Origin of the sequence: Halomonas sp. MCCC 1A13316 (genome assembly GCF_014931605.1) — a bacterium.
GTDB lineage: Bacteria > Pseudomonadota > Gammaproteobacteria > Pseudomonadales > Halomonadaceae > Halomonas.
The window spans coordinates 3,111,624-3,132,307 of the sequence record NZ_CP053382.1; the positions used below are offsets into that span (position 1 = coordinate 3,111,624).

General features: G+C 64.5%; 20 protein-coding genes. 7 read left to right on the plus strand and 13 right to left on the minus strand.

The window, feature by feature from the left end; all coding sequences use genetic code 11:
- Window positions 1–101: 101 nt before the first annotated feature.
- From miaB to lnt, 5 genes are all read left to right on the plus strand, one after another.
- Complete coding sequence (gene miaB, locus HNO52_RS14420; RefSeq protein ID WP_197565950.1) at window positions 102–1,445, plus strand: tRNA (N6-isopentenyl adenosine(37)-C2)-methylthiotransferase MiaB; 1,344 nt, start codon at window positions 102–104, stop codon at window positions 1,443–1,445.
- Window positions 1,446–1,572: 127 nt separating this feature from the next.
- A complete protein-coding gene (locus HNO52_RS14425) occupies window positions 1,573–2,649 on the plus strand; it encodes a PhoH family protein (RefSeq protein WP_197565951.1) in 1,077 nt (358 codons plus the stop codon).
- On the plus strand, window positions 2,646–3,167 hold the full coding sequence (gene ybeY, locus HNO52_RS14430; RefSeq protein WP_197565952.1) for an rRNA maturation RNase YbeY: 522 nt from the start codon (window positions 2,646–2,648) through the stop codon (window positions 3,165–3,167). Before HNO52_RS14425 ends, ybeY begins: the two co-directional genes overlap by 4 nt.
- The gene (locus HNO52_RS14435) at window positions 3,164–4,039 is read left to right on the plus strand and encodes a CorC family transporter (RefSeq protein WP_197565953.1); all 876 of its coding nucleotides are present in this window, start codon (window positions 3,164–3,166) and stop codon (window positions 4,037–4,039) included. The genes ybeY and HNO52_RS14435 overlap by 4 nt, the downstream gene beginning before the upstream one ends.
- Before the next feature lie 29 nt (window positions 4,040–4,068).
- Complete coding sequence (lnt, locus tag HNO52_RS14440; RefSeq protein ID WP_197565954.1) at window positions 4,069–5,544, plus strand: apolipoprotein N-acyltransferase; 1,476 nt, start codon at window positions 4,069–4,071, stop codon at window positions 5,542–5,544.
- A 103-nt stretch (window positions 5,545–5,647) separates the two neighbouring features.
- Here lnt and phaC read toward each other — a convergent pair whose 3' ends face one another.
- The 5 genes from phaC to prmB form a co-directional block, all read right to left on the minus strand.
- Window positions 5,648–7,483 (minus strand): class I poly(R)-hydroxyalkanoic acid synthase, encoded by a 1,836-nt coding sequence (gene phaC / locus HNO52_RS14445; RefSeq protein ID WP_197565955.1) that lies wholly within the window; start codon window positions 7,481–7,483, stop codon window positions 5,648–5,650.
- 162 nt (window positions 7,484–7,645) lie between these two features.
- Window positions 7,646–8,092 (minus strand): phasin family protein, encoded by a 447-nt coding sequence (locus HNO52_RS14450; RefSeq protein WP_197565956.1) that lies wholly within the window; start codon window positions 8,090–8,092, stop codon window positions 7,646–7,648.
- 215 nt (window positions 8,093–8,307) lie between these two features.
- Window positions 8,308–8,691 carry a DUF6489 family protein gene (locus HNO52_RS14455; protein ID WP_197565957.1) on the minus strand — a complete coding sequence of 128 codons (384 nt, stop codon included), beginning with the start codon at window positions 8,689–8,691 and terminating at the stop codon, window positions 8,308–8,310.
- Window positions 8,692–8,761: 70 nt separating this feature from the next.
- On the minus strand, window positions 8,762–9,847 hold the full coding sequence (gene aroC / locus HNO52_RS14460; RefSeq protein ID WP_197565958.1) for a chorismate synthase: 1,086 nt from the start codon (window positions 9,845–9,847) through the stop codon (window positions 8,762–8,764).
- Window positions 9,848–9,878: 31 nt separating this feature from the next.
- The gene (gene prmB, locus HNO52_RS14465) at window positions 9,879–10,832 is read right to left on the minus strand and encodes a 50S ribosomal protein L3 N(5)-glutamine methyltransferase (protein ID WP_197565959.1); all 954 of its coding nucleotides are present in this window, start codon (window positions 10,830–10,832) and stop codon (window positions 9,879–9,881) included.
- Between the two features lie 116 nt (window positions 10,833–10,948).
- Here prmB and HNO52_RS14470 point away from each other — a divergent pair, with 116 nt between their 5' ends.
- Entirely contained in the window at window positions 10,949–11,527 is a 579-nt protein-coding gene (locus tag HNO52_RS14470; protein WP_197565960.1) for a Smr/MutS family protein, read from the plus strand.
- Here the strand turns inward: HNO52_RS14470 and HNO52_RS14475 are convergent.
- The 3 genes from HNO52_RS14475 to HNO52_RS14485 are packed head-to-tail and all read right to left on the minus strand — an operon-like array spanning window position 11,524 to window position 14,293.
- Window positions 11,524–12,597 (minus strand): patatin-like phospholipase family protein, encoded by a 1,074-nt coding sequence (locus HNO52_RS14475; protein WP_197565961.1) that lies wholly within the window; start codon window positions 12,595–12,597, stop codon window positions 11,524–11,526. The two genes, HNO52_RS14470 and HNO52_RS14475, sit on opposite strands and share 4 nt — an antisense overlap.
- Window positions 12,598–12,611: 14 nt before the next feature.
- A complete protein-coding gene (locus HNO52_RS14480) occupies window positions 12,612–13,481 on the minus strand; it encodes an alpha/beta fold hydrolase (RefSeq protein ID WP_197565962.1) in 870 nt (289 codons plus the stop codon).
- Window positions 13,478–14,293, minus strand: a complete 816-nt coding sequence (locus tag HNO52_RS14485) for an alpha/beta fold hydrolase (protein WP_197565963.1) — start codon at window positions 14,291–14,293, stop codon at window positions 13,478–13,480. The genes HNO52_RS14480 and HNO52_RS14485 overlap by 4 nt, the downstream gene beginning before the upstream one ends.
- Window positions 14,294–14,514: 221 nt before the next feature.
- Here HNO52_RS14485 and HNO52_RS14490 point away from each other — a divergent pair, with 221 nt between their 5' ends.
- The gene (locus tag HNO52_RS14490) at window positions 14,515–15,462 is read left to right on the plus strand and encodes an AEC family transporter (protein ID WP_197565964.1); all 948 of its coding nucleotides are present in this window, start codon (window positions 14,515–14,517) and stop codon (window positions 15,460–15,462) included.
- Here the strand turns inward: HNO52_RS14490 and HNO52_RS14495 are convergent.
- The 5 genes from HNO52_RS14495 to HNO52_RS14515 all read right to left on the minus strand — a co-directional run bounded on the left by HNO52_RS14495 (window position 15,459) and on the right by HNO52_RS14515 (window position 20,470).
- Entirely contained in the window at window positions 15,459–15,767 is a 309-nt protein-coding gene (locus HNO52_RS14495) for an antibiotic biosynthesis monooxygenase family protein (protein WP_197565965.1), read from the minus strand. The genes HNO52_RS14490 and HNO52_RS14495 overlap by 4 nt on opposite strands.
- A gap of 13 nt (window positions 15,768–15,780) precedes the next feature.
- The gene (sixA, locus tag HNO52_RS14500; RefSeq protein WP_197569243.1) at window positions 15,781–16,251 is read right to left on the minus strand and encodes a phosphohistidine phosphatase SixA; all 471 of its coding nucleotides are present in this window, start codon (window positions 16,249–16,251) and stop codon (window positions 15,781–15,783) included.
- Window positions 16,251–17,324, minus strand: coding sequence for an NAD(P)H-dependent glycerol-3-phosphate dehydrogenase (locus HNO52_RS14505; protein WP_197565966.1), 1,074 nt, complete (start codon window positions 17,322–17,324; stop codon window positions 16,251–16,253). The genes sixA and HNO52_RS14505 overlap by 1 nt, the downstream gene beginning before the upstream one ends.
- Before the next feature lie 115 nt (window positions 17,325–17,439).
- Window positions 17,440–18,882: an NAD(P)(+) transhydrogenase (Re/Si-specific) subunit beta gene (locus HNO52_RS14510; protein WP_197565967.1), complete on the minus strand. Its 1,443-nt coding sequence runs from the start codon at window positions 18,880–18,882 to the stop codon at window positions 17,440–17,442.
- A gap of 16 nt (window positions 18,883–18,898) precedes the next feature.
- A complete protein-coding gene (locus tag HNO52_RS14515) occupies window positions 18,899–20,470 on the minus strand; it encodes a Re/Si-specific NAD(P)(+) transhydrogenase subunit alpha (RefSeq protein WP_197565968.1) in 1,572 nt (523 codons plus the stop codon).
- Window positions 20,471–20,684 lie beyond the last annotated feature (214 nt).

The window sequence follows — 20,684 nt, forward strand, 5'->3', positions numbered from 1 at the left end:
CGTATAATGCCGTCACCTTCGAGAACGGCTTTGCGAAGCCCATTCCCGCGACACTCCACTCACCGGTGACGCACGCGTCGGGTAACCGACCCTCAATTCTTATGGCGAAGAAACTCTTCATCAAGACCCACGGCTGCCAGATGAACGAGTACGACTCCGCCCGTATGGCGGATCTGCTCGGCGAATCGCACCAGCTCGAATTGACCGACGACGAAGGCGAAGCCGACGTCATCCTGCTCAACACCTGCTCGATTCGCGAGAAGGCCCAGGAGAAGGTCTTCCACCAGCTCGGCCGCTGGAAGAAGCTCAAGGAGGCCAACCCCGACCTGGTGATCGGCGTCGGCGGCTGCGTGGCCAGCCAGGAAGGCGAGGCGCTGCGTAAGCGTGCTCCCCATGTCGATATGGTGTTCGGTCCCCAGACCCTGCACCGGGTACCGTCGATGCTCGACGCCCGTCGCCAGGACCAGATCTCGGTGGTCGACGTCACCTTCCCCGAAATCGAGAAGTTCGACCACCTGCCCAAGCCGAGCTCCGACGGGGCAACGGCATTCGTCTCGGTGATGGAGGGCTGCTCCAAGTACTGCACCTTCTGTGTCGTGCCCTACACCCGCGGCGAGGAGGTATCGCGCCCGTTCGAGGCGGTGATGGACGAGGTGATCCACTTGGCCGACCAAGGCGTGCGCGAGATCAACCTGCTGGGCCAGAACGTCAACGCCTACCGCGGAGAGAACCGGCTCGGCGACGAGATCGACCTGGCCGAGCTGATCGCCTGCGTGGCCGCAGTGGAGGGCATTGACCGAATCCGCTTCACCACCTCGCATCCAGTGGAGTTCAGCGACAGTCTGATCGAAGCCTACGGCGAGATCCCGGAACTGGTCAGCCATCTTCATCTACCGGTGCAGGCCGGTTCCGACCGCATCCTGGCGGCCATGAAGCGCGGCCACACCGCCGAGGAGTACGTCGCCAAGATGGAACGGATCCGCACCCTGCGTCCCGACATCAGCTTCTCCTCCGACTTCATCATCGGCTTCCCCGGCGAGACCGCGGAGGACTTCGAGGCGACCATGGACCTGATCCATCGCATCGGCTTCGACCACTCCTTCAGCTTCGTCTACTCGTCCCGTCCCGGCACGCCGGCGGCGGCACTGCCCGACGACACCCCCGAGAACGTCAAGAAGCAGCGCCTGGCAATCCTGCAGGAGCGCATCAACCAGCAGGCGATGCAGATCAGCCGGCGCATGGTGGGGACTACCCAGCGCATCCTGGTCAGCGGCTTCTCGCCCAGGGATCCGGGCCAGCTGTCGGGTCGCACCGAGAACAACCGGGTGGTCAACTTCCGTGCCGCCAATCCCACCGAGCTGATCGGCTTCTTCGTCGACGTGACGATTACCGAAGCACTGCCCAATTCTCTACGCGGCGAGCTCGCTTCCCCGGCGCTACACTGACCACAGGAAACCTGTCATGTCGCCCCTGGCATCGCTGCCAGGGGGATCGTTTCCACAAGGATTGCCCTGCCGAGAGGCAGGGCAGTAAGCTGAGAGCCAAACCACGCAACGCAGGAACTTTGCCACTTTGAGTCAACACGCCGCACAGGCCAACCGCATCATTACCTTGAGCCTCGAGCCCAATGATCCACAGCGTCTCGCCAATCTCTGCGGTCAGCGGGACGAGCATTTGAAGCTGGTCGAATCGCGCCTCGGCGTCACCCTGCGCAATCGCGGCAATGTCTTTCAGTTGGCGGGACCCGGCCATCGGGTCAAGGCCGCCGCCAATGTATTGGAACATCTCTACCGCGAGGCCGAGGCCAGCGACCTGTCGCCGGATACCGTGCACCTGTTCCTGCAGGAATCGGGGCGCGAGGCGCTCGACGAGGATGAGGGTCCCACCGACGATGAGGTGTTGCTGCGCACACCCAAGGTACTGATCAAGCCACGTGGCCAGAATCAGCAGAGCTATGTCGCGAGCATTCGTCAGCACGACATCAATTTCGGCATTGGCCCGGCCGGCACCGGCAAGACCTACCTGGCCGTGGCTGCGGCCGTGGAGGCGCTCAATCAGCAGGAGGTGCGCCGTATCCTGCTGGTACGCCCGGCCGTAGAAGCCGGCGAAAAACTCGGCTTTCTGCCCGGCGATCTGGCGCAGAAGATCGACCCTTACCTGCGCCCGCTCTACGATGCCCTCTACGAGATGCTCGGCTTCGAGCAGGTAGGCAAGCTGATCGAACGCCAGGTCATCGAGATCGCCCCGCTGGCCTACATGCGCGGGCGCACTCTCAATAACGCTTTCATCATTCTCGACGAGAGCCAGAACACCACTCGCGAGCAGATGAAGATGTTCCTGACCCGTATCGGTTTCGGTTCCACCGCGGTGATCACCGGCGACGTGACCCAGGTCGATCTGCCGCGCGGCCAGAGCTCGGGGCTGATTCAGGTGCTCGAGGTGCTCAAGGGTGCCGCAGGCATCGGGGTCACCCACTTCGCCGCCAAGGACGTCGTTCGTCATCCACTGGTACAGCGCATCATCGAAGCCTACGAAAGCTTCGAGGCCGAGCAGGAAGTACAGGAACGCGCCCGCCGTGAAGCACGTGAACGTGAGCGCGAGGCGCTGCGCCAGGAGCGCGAGCGCAACCGGGAAGATGGCAGGAGATGAATCGCCCGTCGCCCATCGTCGACCTCCAATTAGCCACCGCAGGCGAGGAACTGCCGCCACGGGCCGAACTGGAGGCTTGGGTCAACGCCGTGCTGGTGCGTTTCCCGCAGGAAGCGCGCCATGAGGTTACCGTGCGCATCGTTGACGCCGAGGAGGGCCAGGCGTTGAATCGCGACTATCGCGGTCGCGATAAGCCCACCAACGTGCTCTCTTTCCCCTTCGACGGCCCTCCCGGTGTCATCCTGCCCCTGCTCGGCGACCTGGTGCTGTGCCACCCCGTGGTGGTTCGCGAAGCCCACGAGCAGGCCAAGCACCTCGTGGATCACTACGCCCACCTTGTGATACACGGTATGCTGCATCTGCTCGGTCACGATCACCTGGAGGAAGACGAGGCGGAGGTGATGGAAGAGCTGGAGCGTGAAATCTTGGCGGACTTCGCCATCGCCGATCCCTACGCACCGCTCCCGGGCGACGACGAACAACAAGACGACCGCAAGGACGAGAGACGCAATCGATGAGTGACGACCGAACGAACGGCCAGGGCAGCAGGTCCTGGCTCGACAAGCTGCTCGGCGCCCTCTCGGGTGACAGCGAAAGCCCCAGTTCGCGAGAGGAACTGATGGAGTTCCTGCGCGAGGCGGCCACCCGGCTCAAGCTGGATCAGGACGCCATGATGATCATTGAGGGCGCAATGCAGATCAGCGATCAGCAGGTACGCGAAGTGCTGATCCCGCGCTCCCAAGTGGCCGCCATTGCAGTGGATCAGCCCGCCGAGGAATACCTGGCCCTGATCAACGAGACCGGCCATTCGCGCTACCCCGTCATCGGCGAGAACCTCGACGAGGTCAAGGGTCTGCTGCTGGTCAAGGACCTGCTGAAACTGCTCAACAGCCCTGAGCAGGAGCGCGAGCGATTCCGCCTCGAGGACGTGCTGCGCCCTGCCATGTTCGTGCCGGAGTCCAAGCGCCTCAACAGCCTGCTCAAGGAGTTCCGCGACACCCACAATCACATGGCAGTGGTGGTCGACGAGTATGGCGGCACCGCCGGTATCGTGACCATCGAGGACATTCTCGAGCAGATCGTCGGCGATATCGAGGACGAACACGATACCGAAGAAGAGGACGATATCCGCGAACTGGGCGACGGCCGCTACGCCATTCGCGCACTGACGCCCATCGAGGACTTCAACGATCGCTTCGGCACGCGCTTCTCGGATGACGAATTCGATACCGTGGGCGGACTGGTGATGCAGCGTTTCGGCCACCTCCCCGGCCGCGGCGAGCATGCCGAGCTGGGCGGCTGGCGCTTTACCGTACTCAATGCGGACAACCGCCGCATTCGCTTGCTCGAGGCCGTGCTGCAGGACGAATCGGCATTGTCCCAGGACTGACCAGGGCCGTCTCAGGAATACGACACACCATGACCCAATCTCGACTGCCGTCGGCATTCGGCTACCTGGCTGCGCTCGTCGCCGGGATACTGACCACCCTGACCGCCTCGCCTTACGAACTCTGGTGGCTGGGACCGCTCGCGGCGGGCCTCGTCTACTGGGCGATCCAGCCGCTGCGACCGCGCCAGGCGGCGCTGCTGGGCTGGTGTTACGGCGTCGGCCTGTTCGGCTCGGGGGCTTCCTGGGTCTACGTCTCGATCCACGACTACGGCTACACCGGAATGCCGCTGGCGCTGTTTCTGACGACGCTGTTCGTCTGCGCCATGGCGCTGTTCAGTGCCGTGACGCTGTGGCTCTACCGCCTGCTGTGCGGTCCACGGCTTGCCTTCCTCACCTTCGCCGGCGCCTGGGTGCTCGGCGAATGGCTACGTACCTGGCTGTTCACGGGCTTCCCCTGGCTGCTGCTGGGCAGCTCGCATGTCGACTCCCCATTGGCGCCCTGGGCGCCCATCGGCGGGGTCTACCTGCTGTCGCTGATCACTGCCCTCACCGGCACCCTGGGGGCGGAGTTCCTGCGCCGTCGCTGGTGGGCCGCCATGCCCGTTGCGGCACTGTGGCTCGCGCCGCTGGCCCTGCCCGTGCAGTGGACCGAGCCCGCCGGCGAGCCGTTGCGGGTGGCGCTGTTGCAGGGCAACCTGGATCAATTGATCAAGTGGACGCCGGAAGGCCAGCGCACCGCCGCCAATACCTACCTGGAGATGACCCGCGCGTATGCCGACGAGGCGGACCTCATTATCTGGCCCGAGGCGGCACTGCCGATGTTCGAGGACGAGGCCGAACCGCTGCTTGCCCGAGCCCAGGCCCATCTGGAGCCGGGCAGTGCCTTGCTCACCGGTATTCTCCAGCGTGAGGGGCGCGGACTTTACTACAACAGCGTAATCGGCGTGGGCAACGCCGAGGGCGAGTACCGCAAGGAGCATCTCGTACCCTTCGGTGAGTACCTGCCACTGGAGCGTTGGCTGCGTGGCACCATCGCCTTCTTTGACCTACCCATGCCGGCCATGACCCCGGGCCCTGCCGACCAGCCGCCGATCCGCGCCGCCGACACCGTGATCGGCAATGCCATCTGCTACGAGATCATCTACGCCAACCTAGTGGCCGAGCGCGCCCGCAATGCCGAGCTGCTGCTGACGGTATCCAACGATACCTGGTTCGGCGAGTCCATCGGTCCACTGCAGCACCTGCAGATGGCGCGCCTGCGCGCGCTAGAGAACGGACGCTACGTGATTCGTGCTACCAGCAACGGCGTCACTGCCGTGATCGACCACCAGGGCCGCACGGTTGCCAGCGCCCCCCAGTTCGAGACCGTAGCGCTGCTCGCCGAGGCCGTGCCCATGCAGGGTCTGACACCCTTCACCCGCACCGGCAGTTGGCCGATCTGGCTGCTGAGTGTGCTGCTGGTCCTGCCTGGAGTGAAATTGTCGCGGCGTCATCGCCAGCTCTGACCTATCGTTCCAGCCAGCCGTTCCAGACAGCCATCGCGTCCAATCCAACGCAACGAGGCCCGCTTATGCGGGCCTCGTTCGTTGGGCGTTGGGCAGTTGCGGGTCAATCGGTCTTGGCCGGCACTTCACCCAGCACCTCGGGGATGGTCATGCGCACATAGCCCCCGGGCGCCTCCTCCAGCAGCTTGAGTTCGCCCTCCCCCGGCTGTCGGGCGGGAACTCTCTTGTCGCTGTCGATATAGCCGCCTTCGCTCATCCACTGGTGCCAATGCGGCCACCAGGAGCCTTCGTGATGCTCGGCCCCTTCCAGCCACGCTTCGTGATCGTCCGGCAACGCCTCGTTGGTCCAGTAGCCGTACTTGTTACGCTGTGGCGGGTTGACGATGCCAGCGATATGGCCGGAACCGCCCAGCACGAAGGTCACTGGTCCTTTTGGTAACAGTGCACCGTAGTAGGTGCTGTTCCACTTGGCGATATGGTCCTCGCGAGTGGAGACGAAGTAGCTCGGCGTGGAGATCTTGCGCAGATCAATCTTCACCCCATCCAGCTCGATACCACCCGGCTCCACCAGACGATTCTCCAGGTACATGTGTCGCAGGTACCAGCCATGGGTACCGGCCGGCAGATTGGTCCCGTCGGTGTTCCAGTAGAGCAGATCGAACGCCGCAGGGTTCTCGCCCTTCAAATAGTTGTTGACGTAGAAAGACCAGAATAGGTCGTTCTCGCGCAGCAGATTGAAGGTGTAGGCCATGGAACGACCATCCAGGTAGCCGTCGTGCGCCATCCTGGCTTCGATGCCCTGCAGGATCGGCTCGCTGAGCAGCACTCCGAGCTCACCGGGATCGCGGAAATCCTGCAGCGTAGCCATGTAGGTGACCGATTTCACCTTGCGACCGCGCCGGGTACTGGTGAGATACGCCACAGTGGATGCTGCCAGCGTACCGCCGATACAGTAGCTGACCAGATTGACCGACTTCTCGCCACTGGCCTGCTCGATGGCTTCCATCGAGGCGATCGGGCCCATCTGCATGTAGTCGGCCCAGGTCAGGTCGCGCTGCTCTGGCCCGGGATTGCGCCACGATATCAGGAAGACGGTGTGCCCCTGGTCCACCAGCCATTTGACCAGTGAGTTGTCCTGGCGCAGATCGAGAATGTAGTACTTGTTGATCCAGGGCGGCACGATCAGCAGCGGTGTCTTGAATACCGTGTCGGTGGTCGGTGTGTACTGGATCAGCTGGATCAGGTCATTCTCGTAGACCACGAAGCCGGGCGTTACGGCAATGTTGCGCCCGATCTCGAAGGCGCTGCGGTCGGTCATCGCCACGTTGAGGCCGTCGGCCGAGTTGGCCAGGTCGCGACGCAGTTGGGCGAGACCCTCGACCAGATTCTGTCCCTTTGTCTCTAGCGTACGGCGCATCACCTCTGGGTTGGTGGTGACGAAATTGGTCGGCGCCATGGCATTGACCAATTGGCGGGCATAGAACGCCAGGTTGCGCTTCTGCCGCTCGGGCAGGCCCTCGAGCTGCTCGATCAGCTCCTCGACGGCCCCGGAGAACAACAGGTATTGCTGCATGATGGCGCGGTAGTAAGGTTCCTGCTGCCAGGCTTCGTCCTTGAAGCGACGATCGCCCTTGAGCGGCGACACCAGCGGCTCGACCAGGTTACCGCTCAGTGCCTGCAACCCCTGCTGCCACAACTGGTACTGGTCCTGGACGAGACGGGCCTGCGTCTGCCACAGCAACTGCGGATTGCGCATCAGCGATTCGGCCCCGGCCTGGAAGGCTTCGCGCATATCGGTCTGGATGGAATCGGCGGCTGCATCGGGCGCCATGCGCTCGAGCAGGTCCTGCAACAGGGCCTGGTAATGCTGCCCCATTTCCTGTAGTTGTTCGTTCCACTCTTCCAGTTCGACCTGGGAAACCGCATCCCCTGACTGCATCGCCCTCTCCTGTACTTGGACCTGTTGTTCGTTCTATGCAGGTCATCGAGCGAAGGCCAAAGGAGGCCCTCGCTCGACGCAACTCCAGACACGGCCTGGTTCGGCCGTCCTGGCGGCCGCAAGCCACCTCGGCCACGGTCGCCCGCACGGGCAACCGTGGCATCAGCTCTTGCGCGAGGCCTGGCTGCTGGCCTTGGCCGGGGCATCGGACTTGCTCGACGCGGCCGGCTTGGCGCTCGCTTCACCCGACTGGGCCTGCTTGGCTTGTTCGCTCAGCTCTTGGCTGGCTTCACCGAACAGCTGCTCCAGCTCGGTGCGGAACTGCTGGCTCATCTCGCCGAGGGCCTGGGCGTCTTCCATCATCTGACGCGAGAGCTCATTCATCATTTCGGCCTGCTGGGCACCGAAGGCCTGCAGGTCCTGGGCATCGCTGATCTCGGAAGCGCTGCGCATGCGCTCGGTGCCCATCTGGCTGTAGCGCTTCATCGCCTCGAGCTGATATTCGGTCATCTTTTCCATGTTGCCGAGCATCAGCGAGTTCAGCTTGCGCATGGGTTCGAAAAAACGCCGCGTCTGCTGGTTGAATTCATCGAGCATCTTGTCCTGCATGGGGTTGACCTCCTGTGGACCGGAAACATGCGGGGGCAGCGCCACTGTCATCGACTTCCTGGCGTCTTTCCCTGCGCCTTGTCAGTGCTAGCCGCACTCATGCGCGGACTGAACGGCACGCCACTCATGCTGCACCGCACAAAGCGTAGCTTGACAAAGCCTTCGCTGCAATACCCTTGCACTTAAGCAGAGCTCGGCCCGCCCCGCTTGGCGCGTCACTCCGAGCGTCGAGAACGCGAGCGCGCACTGGCGGTGCCGGTCTTGCCCGCGGGCTTCGACGAGGCTTCCGCCTCATTGGCATCGGCGGACTCACGCCCCTTGCCCATCGAACTGCCGGCCTGACGCAGCATATCGAGCATCATCTGCTGATAGGTGCCAAAGCTTGCCAATCCCTGGGAGAGCCCCTGACTCATGTCCTGGGGCATCCCTTGTTGCAGGAAGGGCTTCATCAGGCTCATCGGGTCGTAACCCTCCACACCGGATTCCATCTGCTTGTAGATCCGGTTCAGCAACTCCTGCTGGAAAGCCTCGACATCGGGCAAGCCCAAGGCACGACGAAACTCCTCAGGCGTCAGGTCGAACTCGACGTTTATCTTCATGGTGTATCCCTGCTTCAGTGTGCCTTCAGTGTAGCAACTTGGTGCCGGACTCAACCCAATGACATCAGCCTCAGCGCAACACTGGCGTCTCCACCCGCACACCGGCATTTTGCGCCCGGTGGCGCAACAGGTGGTCCATCAGCGTCAGCGCCATCATCGCCTCGGCGATCGGCGTGGCACGAATGCCGACACAGGGGTCGTGGCGCCCCTTGGTCACCACCTCGACCGGGTTGCCGTGAGCGTCGATGCTGCGTCCCGGAATGGTGATGCTGGAGGTAGGCTTGAGTGCCAGGTGGGCGATCAGTGGCTGCCCCGAGGAGATACCGCCGAGCACACCGCCGGCGTGATTGGAGAGAAAACCCTCCGGCGTCATCTCGTCGCGATGCTCGCTGCCGCGGCTGGCCACTGCCGCGAATCCGTCGCCGATCTCCACGCCCTTGACCGCGTTGATACTCATCAGGCCGTGAGCCAGCTCGGCATCCAAGCGGTCGAACACCGGCTCACCCAGCCCCGGCGGCAGTCCTTCGGCTACCACGGTAATCTTCGCGCCCACCGAGTCCTGGTCGCGGCGCAACTGGTCCATGAACGCCTCTAGCTCGGGCACACGCTCGGGGTCGGGACAGAAGAAGGGGTTGTCGTCGACCGCCGCCCACTGCTTGAAGGCAATTTCGAGCGGACCGAGCTGACTCATGTAGCCACGCACCGTGACGCCCTGGCTGGCCAGGTATTTCTTGGCGATGGCACCGGCGGCCACGCGCATGGCGGTTTCCCGGGCACTCGAGCGACCGCCGCCGCGGTAGTCGCGAATGCCGTACTTATGATGATAGGTATAGTCGGCGTGCGCGGGGCGGAACTGATCCTTGATGTTAGAGTAGTCCTTGGAGCGCTGATCGGTATTCTCGATGAGCAGGCCAATGGAGGTGCCGGTGGTCAGGCCCTCGAACACACCGGAGAGGATGCGCACTTGATCGGGCTCGCGACGCTGGGTGGTGTGCCGCGAGGTGCCGGGGCGGCGGCGGTCGAGATCGCGTTGCAGGACCTCCTCGCTGAGCGCCAGCCCCGGCGGGCAGCCGTCAACGATGGCACCCAGCGCCGGACCGTGGCTTTCGCCGAAGGTAGTGACGGTGAACAACTTGCCGAAGGTGTTGCCGGACATGGACGTGCCTCCCGATATCTTGTGTGTTGGATCAGGCAAAGGACGCCGCATGGGCGTCGAGTTCCTCGGCGGTGAGAACGAACACACCCTGGCCGCCGCGCTCGAAGTCGAGCCACAGGAAGGGGACCTCAGGGAAGGCCGCCTCCAGGTGGTGATCGGAGTTGCCGACCTCGACGATCAGCACGCCGCGATCGGTCAGGTAGTGCCGCGCGTCGCGCAGGATGCGCCGCACGATGTCGAGACCGTCGGTACCGGCACCCAGTGCCAGCGCCGGCTCGTGGCGGTACTCGGCAGGCATGGCGGCAAGATCGCGGGCATCCACGTAAGGCGGGTTGGAGACGATCAAGTCGTAGCGCTGACCGGCCAGGCCCTCGAACAGGTCGGAGAGAACGGTGCGCACCCGCACGCCTACGTCGTGGCGCTGAATGTTCTGCTTGGCAACGGCCAGGGCGTCGGGGCTGACGTCGGATAGATCCACTTGGCAGGTGGGCAGGTTGAGTGCGGTGGCGATGCCGATGCAGCCCGAGCCGGTGCACAGATCGAGCACTCGGGCAGGCGGCTCCTCGGGAAACCAGGCGGTGAAGCCGGTTTCGATCAGCTCGGCAGTGGGTGAACGCGGAATCAACACGCGCTCGTCGACGTCGAACGGAAAACCGGCGAAGAATGCCTCGCCCAGCAAATAGGGCAGCGGCCGGCGCGAGGTGATGCGTTCGCGCACCAGGGCGACGATGCGTGCGCGCTCCATGGGCAGCAATCGCGCCTCGAGCACCGCCGGGTCGACGTTCCAGGGCAGATGCAACGCGCCCAATGTGAGGGCGACGGCTTCGTCCCAGGGGGAGTCGGTTCCGTGGCCATGGAACAGCCCGGCCAGGTGGAATTCGCTGGCCGCCCAGCGCAGGTAGTCGCGCAGCGTGACAAGGTCACGACACAGCGCCTCGTCGTCCAGTAACAGGGTCGAGCGGGAAACGGGGGAGGAATTGGCCACGAAAGGTCCTGCAGGTCGTTGGGGATCGTTGGCTCGATTGTACCCGCGGAGGCAAGCGGTTCACAGCCACGCTCAGGCCGCTATACTGGCCGCTCGACGACACCACGCGAGCCCCCATGAGCCAACGCCGCCCACCCCAAGACGATGACGACGACACCAATGCCTTTCGCCGGGCCCTTCGCGAGGCTGGCGTGCGACGCATTGCCGTCAACCGCGCCGACCCGGGACGCCCCAGACGCCGGGATCCGGCAGCGGCGGAGCGGCGAGCCGCTGCGGTAGCGACAGACGCCCATGACACGACCAGCCGCACCAGCGACGGTCGCGTGGAGCCGGTGCGTCCCTCCGAGTTCCTCGACTTCGCCCTGCCCGACCTGCCCTACCGCACCCGCAGCCAGCTCAAGCGCGGCCAGATCGAGTGGGAGGCGGGGCTCGACCTGCATGGCTATAGCCTAGACGAGGCGCGTCTGGAGCTCGAGAGCTTCCTCAGGGAGGCGGCCGGCAGTCGCATGCGCTGCGTGCTGGTGGTACATGGCAAGGCGTGGGGCAGCACCGCGAACTATCCGGTGATCAAGAGCCACGTCAACGCCTGGCTGCGGGAGTGGCCGGCGGTGCTGGCCTTCTGCTCGGCCAAGGAGAGTGACGGCGGGGCCGGCGCCGTCTACATCCTGCTTCGTCGGCGCGGGCTCGACGCCTAAGTGCCCCCATCACTTTGCGACTCGCTGTCGGCCGGCATCTGCGGCGGCTCGACGATAGTGCCTCCGCTGCCGCCGTCGCCCGTATGGGTTCGTCCTTCGTAGCGGTCCAGTGCCTCCACGGCCAGGTGACGCCCGAGACGAATCAGCGCCTCGGCTCGGTGAAATTCGAAGGCGCCGCATACTGTCTTGGGTACTTCGATCAGAACGTCGGGGGGATAGCCGGCAATCTTGTATTTGGCCAGCGACGCCTGGGTAATGTCGAACGAGGCCAGAATCATGTCCAGTCGGCCCCACGCTCGCCTGCCGCTTGCCGCTCGCCCTGCCTTGCTGCTCGGCTCGCCCGCTTCGCCCTCGGGTCCGCCGAATCCCTCGAATAGCCAACGGGTCGCACCACGCACGTCCATCCACTTGCGGGCCGCGGCCTCCTCCTCGGCCTTTTCCTGCTCTTCCGCCTGCTCTTCGGTAGGCAGCAGATCGTCCAGCGATACCGGTCGGGCGCTGTGCGCGGTCACGTTGACTGCCAGCATCATGTCGGCATGCGCCGAGACGGTCGGCGTAATCGGCAGGGGGTTGAGCAAGCCGCCGTCGACCAGGGTACTGTTTCCGATGTGTACCGGGGTGATGACGCCCGGTATGGCAATGGAAGCGCGTATCGCACGCAGCAGCGGCCCCGACTGGAACCACACCTCGCGTTGTCGTAACAGGTCGGTGGCCACGGTCGTAAAGGGAATCGGCAGGTCCTCGATCTGGATATCGCCGACCAGTTCCTCGAGCTTGCTCATTACCTTGCTGGCACGCATCGCACCCATCGGGCTCCAGGTGACGTCGACCAGCTTCAGTACGTCGAAATAGTCGAGTTCGCAGACCCAATCGTGATAGGCCTTCAACTGCCCCGCGGCATAGACACCGGCAATGACCGCCCCCATCGAGCAGCCGGAAATGGCGACGATTTCGTAACCCCGCGCTTCCAGCACCTCGATCACGCCGATGTGGGCGTAACCGCGTGCCCCGCCGCTGCCCAGGGTCAACGCCACACGCTTGCCCAACTCTACCGCTTGCCTGCTGCTCATCGCGCCCTCCAACCTCACGCCCTGCCCGATTGCGCCAGCCACCCCACGATGGCGGTTGCCACGCTGGCCACCCTGTCTGGCTCCAGGTGCAGATGATGACCGCCCGGCAACACCTGGCGCGACAGCTGAGTCAGCGCCCCCCGTGCCGCCCTGGCTGCGTCGCGCTCGCCCAGGATGCCCGCCTCTCCCTCGATCAACAACGCCGACGCCTGGATCGCGCCGAGCAGGGCTAGCGCCTGTTCCGGGCACAAGCGCACCGGCGATGGCCACAGCAGCCGGCCATCGGTGCGCAACCGCACATGGCCGTCGGCTTCTCGCTGAAGGTTGCGTTCGACCAGCGGGGCGGCGGTAGCGGCGTCGATCCGCGTCACGCCACCGGCAACGCGCGCCGCCACGGCGGTCCTGCTATCAGGATAGCGCGGTGGCGCCGAACGCGAGCGCCGGGCCGCACGCAGGCCCTTGCGCAATTGTGCGGCACTCTCTTCGACCGGCGTAGTCACGGCCCCCAAGCCGTCAATCAGAACCAATCGCTCGACACGCTCCGGCAACGCCGCCGCACACAGGCAGGCCACACCCGCCCCCATCGAGTGGGCCAGCAGCGACACCCGTTCCAGGCCCAGCTCATCGGCAGCATCCAGCAAGTCGTGGCAGTAGTCCCACAGGGCATAGTCGCCCGCGCGGTGCTCGGAGTGCCCATGTCCGGCGAAATCCAGCGCCACGATTCGTACACCGAGCCGCTCGCAGAGCAAGGGAGCCAGGCGGGAGAAGCTGGCGGCATTATCCAGCCAGCCGTGCAGCGCCAGCCAGGTGGGTGCGGCCTGCTCGCCCCAGGCAAGCGCCGCCAGTCGGCCTCCGGCCAGGCTCAACGACTGTGGCACGCTCATGTCTCGTCTCCCAATAGATCGTCGAGCATGGCCAGCAGGGCCTCGCGGGTCTCCTCGGGATGCTCCATGGGAAACATGTGGGTGCCCGGCACCAGGGCCAGTGGAATGCCATGGGCGGCCAGGCGCCGCCGCCGCCGGGGAGTGATCAGGTCGGAATCACCGCCCACCAGCACGCCGAAGGGAAGCCTCAACTGACGAGGCAGACGGGCCAAGTGATCGGGCAGATTGCGGAAGATCTCGGTCTCGACTGAGGGGTCGTAGACCAGCTCGGCGGTGCCATCGTCGAGCAGCCGAGTTCCGCCTTCAACATAGTCGTGAAGGGCATCGGGCGTAAAGCGCCGAAACAGGCCGCGGCGGCGCAGGTGATTGGCCATGGAATCGCGATCGGGCCAAGACGCGCGCCGCCCCTTGCTCTTGCCCGCCGGCGTGACCCGGTCGACGAAGCCGAAGCGCTTGGCAACTTTCATGCTCCAGGCATCGAGGCCCAGCATCAGCGGCGGGTCGAGCATCACCACGCAGCGAAAGCGCTGCGGCGCGTGCTCCGCGGCCATGGCCATCAGCACCCCGCCCATGGAGTGCCCTACGCCGACGACCGGGCCTTCCTCATCGGGTACGTGTTCAAGGAGCTCATCGCGCAGCGCCAGCCAGTTGGCTCCCACCGGATAGTCGGGATGGTGACCGAGACGATCGACAGGATGGATATCGAAGCGCTCGTGGAGCGGGGCCAGCAGGCTGCGGTAGCTCAGGCCGGGGAAACCGTTGGCATGGGCAAAGACCAAGCGCGGTCGCGTTGGGGTGGCACGTTCGTTCATGACGGGGTCCAGTATCAGGTCAGGCAGGCCGCCAGTGGCGATAGCAGGCTAACGGGTTTACTCTATCTCGCCAAGTCGACCTCCGGTCCATGTCATTGCTTCTCTGGAGTCAGTCATGTCTCACCCCTCCCGGTCCCGACGCAATACCCGCGTTCGCAATCGCCTGTTCTGGATCACCGTGACCGCTGCCATCGTCGTCGGCCTGTGGCTGGCACGCTGACATGGGATTGTACGCACTCTTCTTCGCCACCCTGGAGATCACTCTGCCGGTATTCGCCATGGTCTTCGTCGGCCTGGGGCTCAAGCGCCTGGGCTGGATCGACCAGGCCTTCATCGCTACCGCCTCGAGTCTGGTATTCAGGGGAACCATGCCGACGCTGATCTTCCTCAGCATCATCAAGGCCGACCTGGACGCCACGCTAAATCCTGCGATGCTCGCCTATTTTGCCCTGGCCACCCTGGCCAGCTTCCTGCTCGCCTGGGGCTGGGCCATCCTGCGCGTGCCCCGCGCCGAGCGTGGCGTCTACGTGCAGGGCGCCTTTCGCGGCAATTGCGGCATCGTCGGCCTGGCCCTGGCCGCCGGCATGTACGGTGACTACGGACTCTCCACCGGTGGACTGCTGCTCGGCGTGGTCATTCTCACCTACAACGCCTTCTCGGTGATCGTACTGGCCACCTATCAGCAGGGCAGGCGCACCGACTGGCGCAGCATCGCCAGCCACATCATGCGCAATCCGCTGATCCTCTCGGTGGTCGCCGCCATTCCGGTGGCCGCACTGGAGCTGCGCCTGCCCGGCTGGCTGATGACGTCGGGACAGTATTTCGCTTCGCTGACCCTGCCACTGGCACTGATCTGCATCGGCGCCACCTTGTCACTGGGTTCGATCAGAGCGTCGGGTAGACTGGCCATGGGCGCCAGCCTGATGAAGATGGTCACCCTGCCGCTCGGGGCCACACTCACCGCCTGGCTGGTCGGTTTCGAGGGGCGCGAGCTGGGCGTGCTGTTTCTGTTCTTCGCCAGCCCCACCGCCGCTGCCAGCTTCGTGATGGTCAAGGCGATGGGCGGCAATGCTGCGCTCTCCGCGAATATCATTGCCCTGACCACGCTGATGGCCAGCCTGACCATTACCGTTGGCGTATTCGCCCTCAAAGCGATGAGCTGGATTTAGCCATCGGTGCGAATGACGAGCTCGAACTGCTCCAGCCCGCCGCCTTCGCCAATGGCCTCCTTGGGCATCGGGTTGGCATGGGCACGCTCGAAATCCTCGCTGCCGACCCAGGCGCGAAAGGCTTCCTGACTCTGCCACTCGGTTTCCACCACGTAGGGAGCCTGGTGCCCCACGGGACGCAGCACGCGCATGGCGACGAAGCCGGGCTGTTTGTCGATCTCGCCGGCACGGGCCCGAAAGCGAGCCTCGAAGGCCTCCTCGAAGCCCGGCTTGACGACGACGCGGTTGTTGACGATGAAGCTCATGGTGAAGTCCCTGTCAGCGGATGTCGTGAGGTGCGATAAAGCGTAGCAGTCTGGCGCAGCCGGCAGCCAAGATATCGCCCTCGAGCTCGGCCACGCCGGCAGTGGGATAACCCAGCCCTCGCGAGGCCCGCCCCTCCGTCAATAGCTCGGTGAGAAGCCCCACCAGCGGCATGTGACTCACCAGCACGATGGCCTCGTCGCCCGCCTGGGCGAGCAGCCATTCGCAGACCGCGGCCGGCGAGTCGTCGGGCGTGATGATGGGTAGCACCTCGGGCTCGACGCTCAGCGCCCCGGCTACCGGCAAGGCCGTCTGGCACGCCCGCCGGTACGGGCTTGAATAAAGACGCGCCCCTTCCAACGCCTGCTGGCCAAGCCAGCCGGCCATGCGCTCGGCCTCGGCCTGGCCGCGGGCAGTCAGCTCGCGCTCGCTGTCGGGGTGGCCCGGGGAAGCCTCGCCATGGCGCATGATGTAGAGCCGGCCCATCACGGATTGCCCTCGCCCGCCTCGACCCGCCGGTGGGCCTGCTGCACGTCCTCGCGAGGCAGCACGAACTCCACGTCACTGCTCTGCTCGCCGCGCATCAGCATGCGCGCCATCTCACGCGCCGGCACACCCTCGAACAACACCTGGTAGAGCCCTTCGGCCAGTGGCATGTAGACACCCTCGTTGCGCGCCTTGTCGCGTACCAGGCGTATCGTGTTGACGCCCTCGGCGACCTGCCCCAGTGCCTCGACCGCCTCGTCGAGCCCCTTGCCCTGGCCCAGGGCGTAGCCGACTCGATAGTTACGCGACAACTGCGACGAACAGGTCACGATCAGGTCGCCCACCCCGGCGAGCCCCAGGAAGGTCATGGGATTGGCCCCCAGGCTGACGGCAAAGCGCCCCATTTCGGCCAGCGCTCGGGTCATCAGCATGCTACGAGTGTTCTCGCCCATGCCCAGTGCCGCGGCCATGCCGGCGGCGATGGCATAGATGTTCTTGAGCGCCCCGCCAAGCTCAACCCCGTAGCGATCGTTGCTGGCATAAACGCGGAAATAGTCGCAACCCAGTGCCTGCTGGACCCGAGTACGTGTCAGCGCGTCGTCGCTGGCCACCACGGTGGCGGTGAGCTGCTTCTGAGCGATCTCGGTGGCCAGGTTAGGCCCCGAGATCACGCCGATATGGGTAAAGCCCGTTTCCTCCTCGAGGATCTGGCTCATCAGTTTGAAACCTTCTTCCTGAATGCCTTTGGTGGTACTCACCAGGATCTGATCCGGGTTGAGCCAAGGGCGCGCTTGGCGCACCACCTCGCGAAAGGCCTGGGAGGGAATCGCCACCAGCACCAGTTCGGCCCCGGCGAGAACCGCCTGCATATCGCTCGAAGCGCGCACCGCCGGGTTGATGGCGTAGTCCGGCAGGTAACGCGGATTGCGGTGCTCGCGGTTGATCTGCGCTGCCAGCTCGGGATCGCGCAGCCACTGGCACACCCGAGCGCCGTTGTCGGCGGCGATGCTGGCAAGCGCGGTACCGAAGCTACCGCCGCCCAGTACTGCTACCCGCATGGGATCGTCTGACATGTCTGCCCCGCGAATCGGTCTGTGAACAGGAGAAACTGTCGTGAGTGTAACGAAAAATGCCCCCTTACGGGGGCATCTCATGACACTGCTCAGCGGAACGGATATCCGCCACGCATCAATCGATCTGCGACAGCAGCGAGTCGATGCTGGACCGGGCATCACCGTAGAACATACGCGTGTTCTCCTTGAAGAACAGCGGGTTCTCGATACCCGAATAGCCAGTTCCCTGACCGCGCTTGCAGACGAAGACCTGCTTGGACTCCCATACTTTGAGCACCGGCATACCGGCGATGGGGCTGTTGGGATCGTCCTGGGCGGCGGGGTTGACGATGTCGTTGGAGCCGATGACGATCACCACGTCGGTACTGGCGAAGTCGTCGTTGATCTCGTCCATCTCCAGCACGATGTCGTAGGGCACCCTGGCCTCGGCCAGCAGCACGTTCATGTGACCGGGCAGACGCCCCGCGACCGGATGGATACCGAAGCGCACCTGCTTGCCGGCGGCCCGCAGCTTGCGCACCAGTTCGCTCACCGCATTCTGGGCCTGAGCCACGGCCATGCCGTAGCCCGGCACGATGATCACGCTGTCGGCATCGTTGAGCGCACTCGCCACGCCGCCGGCATCGATCGCCACCTGCTCGCCCTCGATCTCGGCCGCCGGCCCCTGGCTGCCACCGAAGCCGCCCAGGATGACGTTGACGAAGTTGCGGTTCATCGCCTTGCACATGATGTACGACAGGATTGCACCGGAGGAGCCCACCAGGGCCCCGGTGACGATCAGCAAGTCGTTGGAGAGCGTGAAGCCGATGGCCGCCGCCGCCCAGCCCGAATAGCTGTTGAGCATCGACACCACCACCGGCATGTCGGCACCGCCGATACCCATGATCAGGTGGTAGCCGATGAAGAAGGCCAGCGCGGCGATCAGCAGCAGCGTCCAGAAGCCGGCACCGTTGAGATAGAGAATGGCCAGCAGCAGCGACAGCGCCGCGGCACCGGCGTTGAGCAGGTGCCCGCCGGGAAGTTGCTTCGGCTTGCCGTCCACCTTGCCAGCCAGCTTGCCGAAGGCGATCACCGAACCGGTGAAGGTTACTGCGCCGATGAACACGCCCAGCACCACCTCGACCTGCAGGAACATCAGCTCGTCCGGCGCCTTGGTGGCCACCAGGGCGGCGAAGGCCGAGAACTGCTCGGTGCCCGCATCGAGTGCCCGGGCCGCCAGTACGCGGCGCCGCTCGAGATCGGCACTCCAGGCGACGAACACCGCCGCCAGGCCGACGAAGCTGTGCAGTGCCGCCACCAGCTGCGGCATTTCGGTCATGTCGACCTTCTTGGCCACATAGGCACCGATCACCGCACCGATGATCATCATCGGGATCATCAGCCAGTAGGCGCCGATCCCCGGCCCGAAGGCGGTGAAGAAGACCGCCACGGCCATGCCGACGATGCCGTACCACACCGCCCGCTTGGCCTTCTCTTGGTTGCTCAATCCCCCCAGCGAGAGGATGAAAAGTACGCTTGCCGCAATCGCCGCAGCAGACACGAATCCTTGACTCAGCATGTGTTGTCTCCGCCGCTTACGATTTCTGGAACATGGCGAGCATCCGGCGTGTCACCAGGAAGCCGCCCACGATGTTGATGGTGGCGATCAGCACCGAGATGGCCGCCATCAGCACGACCAACCAGTTCCCCGAACCGATCTGTAGAACCGCCCCGAGGATGATGATCCCCGAGATGGCGTTGGTTACCGCCATCAGCGGCGTGTGCAGCGAATGGCTGACGTTCCAGATCACCTGAAAGCCGACGAAGCAGGCCAGCACGAAGACGATGAAGTGCTGCATGAAGGAGGCGGGCGCCACCTGGCCAAGCAACAGCATCAGCAGGCCACCGGCGCCCAGCAGGGTCGCCTGACGCTTGGTCTGGGCCTTGAAGGCGGCATGTTCTGCGGCACGCTTCTCTTCAGGCGTGGGCTCCTTCTCCTTGGGTTTGGGTTTCGCTGCGGCGATCGCCTTCACCTTGGGCGGCGGTGGCGGGAATGTGATCTCGCCCTGGTGGGCCACCGTGGCGCCACGAATGACGTCGTCCTCCATGTCATGCACGACCTGGCCATCCTTCTCCGGCGTGAGATCGGTGAGCATGTGACGTACGTTGGTGGAGTAGAGCAGCGAGGCCTGCGTCGCCATGCGCGAGGGAAAATCGGTGTAGCCGACCACGACCACACCGTTTTCGGTGACGACTCGCTCGTCAGGCCGCGTCAGGTCGCAGTTGCCGCCCTTCTCGGCGGCCAGGTCGATGATCACCGAACCGGGCTTCATCGCCTTGACCATATCCTCGAGCCACAGCTTGGGCGCCGGGCGCCCCGGGATCAGAGCGGTGGTGATGACGATATCGATGTCAGGAGCCTGCTCGCGGAAGCATTCGAGCTGCTTCTCGCGAAACTCGGGGCTGGAGGGCGCGGCATAGCCGCCGGTACCGGAGCCGTCCTGAGTATCCTCGAAGTCGAGGAACAGGAACTCGGCGCCCATGGATTCGATCTGCTCGGCCACCTCCGGGCGCACGTCGAAGGCGCGCACCACGGCGCCCAGGCTGGTGGCGGTGCCGATGGCGGCCAGGCCTGCCACACCGGCACCGATGACCAGCACCTTGGCCGGCGGTACCTTGCCGGCGGCCGTCACCTGGCCGGTGAAGAAGCGGCCGAAGTTGTTGCCCGCCTCGATCACCGCTCGATAGCCGGCGATGTTGGCCATGGACGAAAGCGCGTCCATCTTCTGCGCGCGAGAGATCCGCGGCACCATGTCCATGGCGACGACAGTCGCCCCCTTGGCCCGGCATCTTTCCAGCAGCGCCTCGTTCTGGGCCGGCCAGAAGAAGGCGATCAGGGTCTGCCCTTCGCGTAGCCGCTCGGCTTCCTCGTCGCTGGGCTCGCGCACCTTGATCACGATCTCGGCTTGCTGCCACAGCGCTTCGGCGTTCTCCACCACCGTGACGCCGGCCGTGCGGTAGGCGTCGTCATCGAAGCCGGCAGCAATGCCGGCCCCGGATTCGATCAGGCATTCGTGTCCAAGCTTGTGGATGAACTGCGCACTGTCAGGGGTCAGCGCGACACGCGCTTCGCCTTTGGCGAGCTCCTTGGGTGCACCAATCTTCACGTTGGATCTCCCTAGTGGTTATAGAAACGTCGAATAGAGCAAACAGCTATTCATACCTGACCATGCCGCGATGCACAACAGCTGCGCAACCTAAGGTCGACACATGAATGTAACACTATCCGGCTGAAATTACGGAAAAAACCCAAGGATGACGTTTACGTCAAAAGCTGGTACTAAGGCGCGTATGGATACAAACAGGCCGCCACTAGGCGGC

Bases quoted from the DNA above. Each gene is read 5' to 3' on its own strand.
- miaB (WP_197565950.1), top strand. From the start codon at position 102: ATGGCGAAGAAACTCTTCATCAAGACCCACGGCTGCCAGATGAACGAG.
- ybeY (WP_197565952.1), top strand. From the start codon at position 2,646: ATGAATCGCCCGTCGCCCATCGTCGACCTCCAATTAGCCACCGCAGGC.
- HNO52_RS14435 (WP_197565953.1), top strand. From the start codon at position 3,164: ATGAGTGACGACCGAACGAACGGCCAGGGCAGCAGGTCCTGGCTCGAC.
- lnt (WP_197565954.1), top strand. From the start codon at position 4,069: ATGACCCAATCTCGACTGCCGTCGGCATTCGGCTACCTGGCTGCGCTC.
- phaC (WP_197565955.1), bottom strand. From the start codon at position 7,483: ATGCAGTCAGGGGATGCGGTTTCCCAGGTCGAACTGGAAGAGTGGAAC.
- HNO52_RS14450 (WP_197565956.1), bottom strand. From the start codon at position 8,092: ATGCAGGACAAGATGCTCGATGAATTCAACCAGCAGACGCGGCGTTTT.
- HNO52_RS14455 (WP_197565957.1), bottom strand. From the start codon at position 8,691: ATGAAGATAAACGTCGAGTTCGACCTGACGCCTGAGGAGTTTCGTCGT.
- aroC (WP_197565958.1), bottom strand. From the start codon at position 9,847: ATGTCCGGCAACACCTTCGGCAAGTTGTTCACCGTCACTACCTTCGGC.
- HNO52_RS14470 (WP_197565960.1), top strand. From the start codon at position 10,949: ATGAGCCAACGCCGCCCACCCCAAGACGATGACGACGACACCAATGCC.
- HNO52_RS14475 (WP_197565961.1), bottom strand. From the start codon at position 12,597: ATGAGCAGCAGGCAAGCGGTAGAGTTGGGCAAGCGTGTGGCGTTGACC.
- HNO52_RS14480 (WP_197565962.1), bottom strand. From the start codon at position 13,481: ATGAGCGTGCCACAGTCGTTGAGCCTGGCCGGAGGCCGACTGGCGGCG.
- HNO52_RS14485 (WP_197565963.1), bottom strand. From the start codon at position 14,293: ATGAACGAACGTGCCACCCCAACGCGACCGCGCTTGGTCTTTGCCCAT.
- HNO52_RS14490 (WP_197565964.1), top strand. From the start codon at position 14,515: ATGGGATTGTACGCACTCTTCTTCGCCACCCTGGAGATCACTCTGCCG.
- HNO52_RS14495 (WP_197565965.1), bottom strand. From the start codon at position 15,767: ATGAGCTTCATCGTCAACAACCGCGTCGTCGTCAAGCCGGGCTTCGAG.
- sixA (WP_197569243.1), bottom strand. From the start codon at position 16,251: ATGGGCCGGCTCTACATCATGCGCCATGGCGAGGCTTCCCCGGGCCAC.
- HNO52_RS14505 (WP_197565966.1), bottom strand. From the start codon at position 17,324: ATGTCAGACGATCCCATGCGGGTAGCAGTACTGGGCGGCGGTAGCTTC.
- HNO52_RS14510 (WP_197565967.1), bottom strand. From the start codon at position 18,882: ATGCTGAGTCAAGGATTCGTGTCTGCTGCGGCGATTGCGGCAAGCGTA.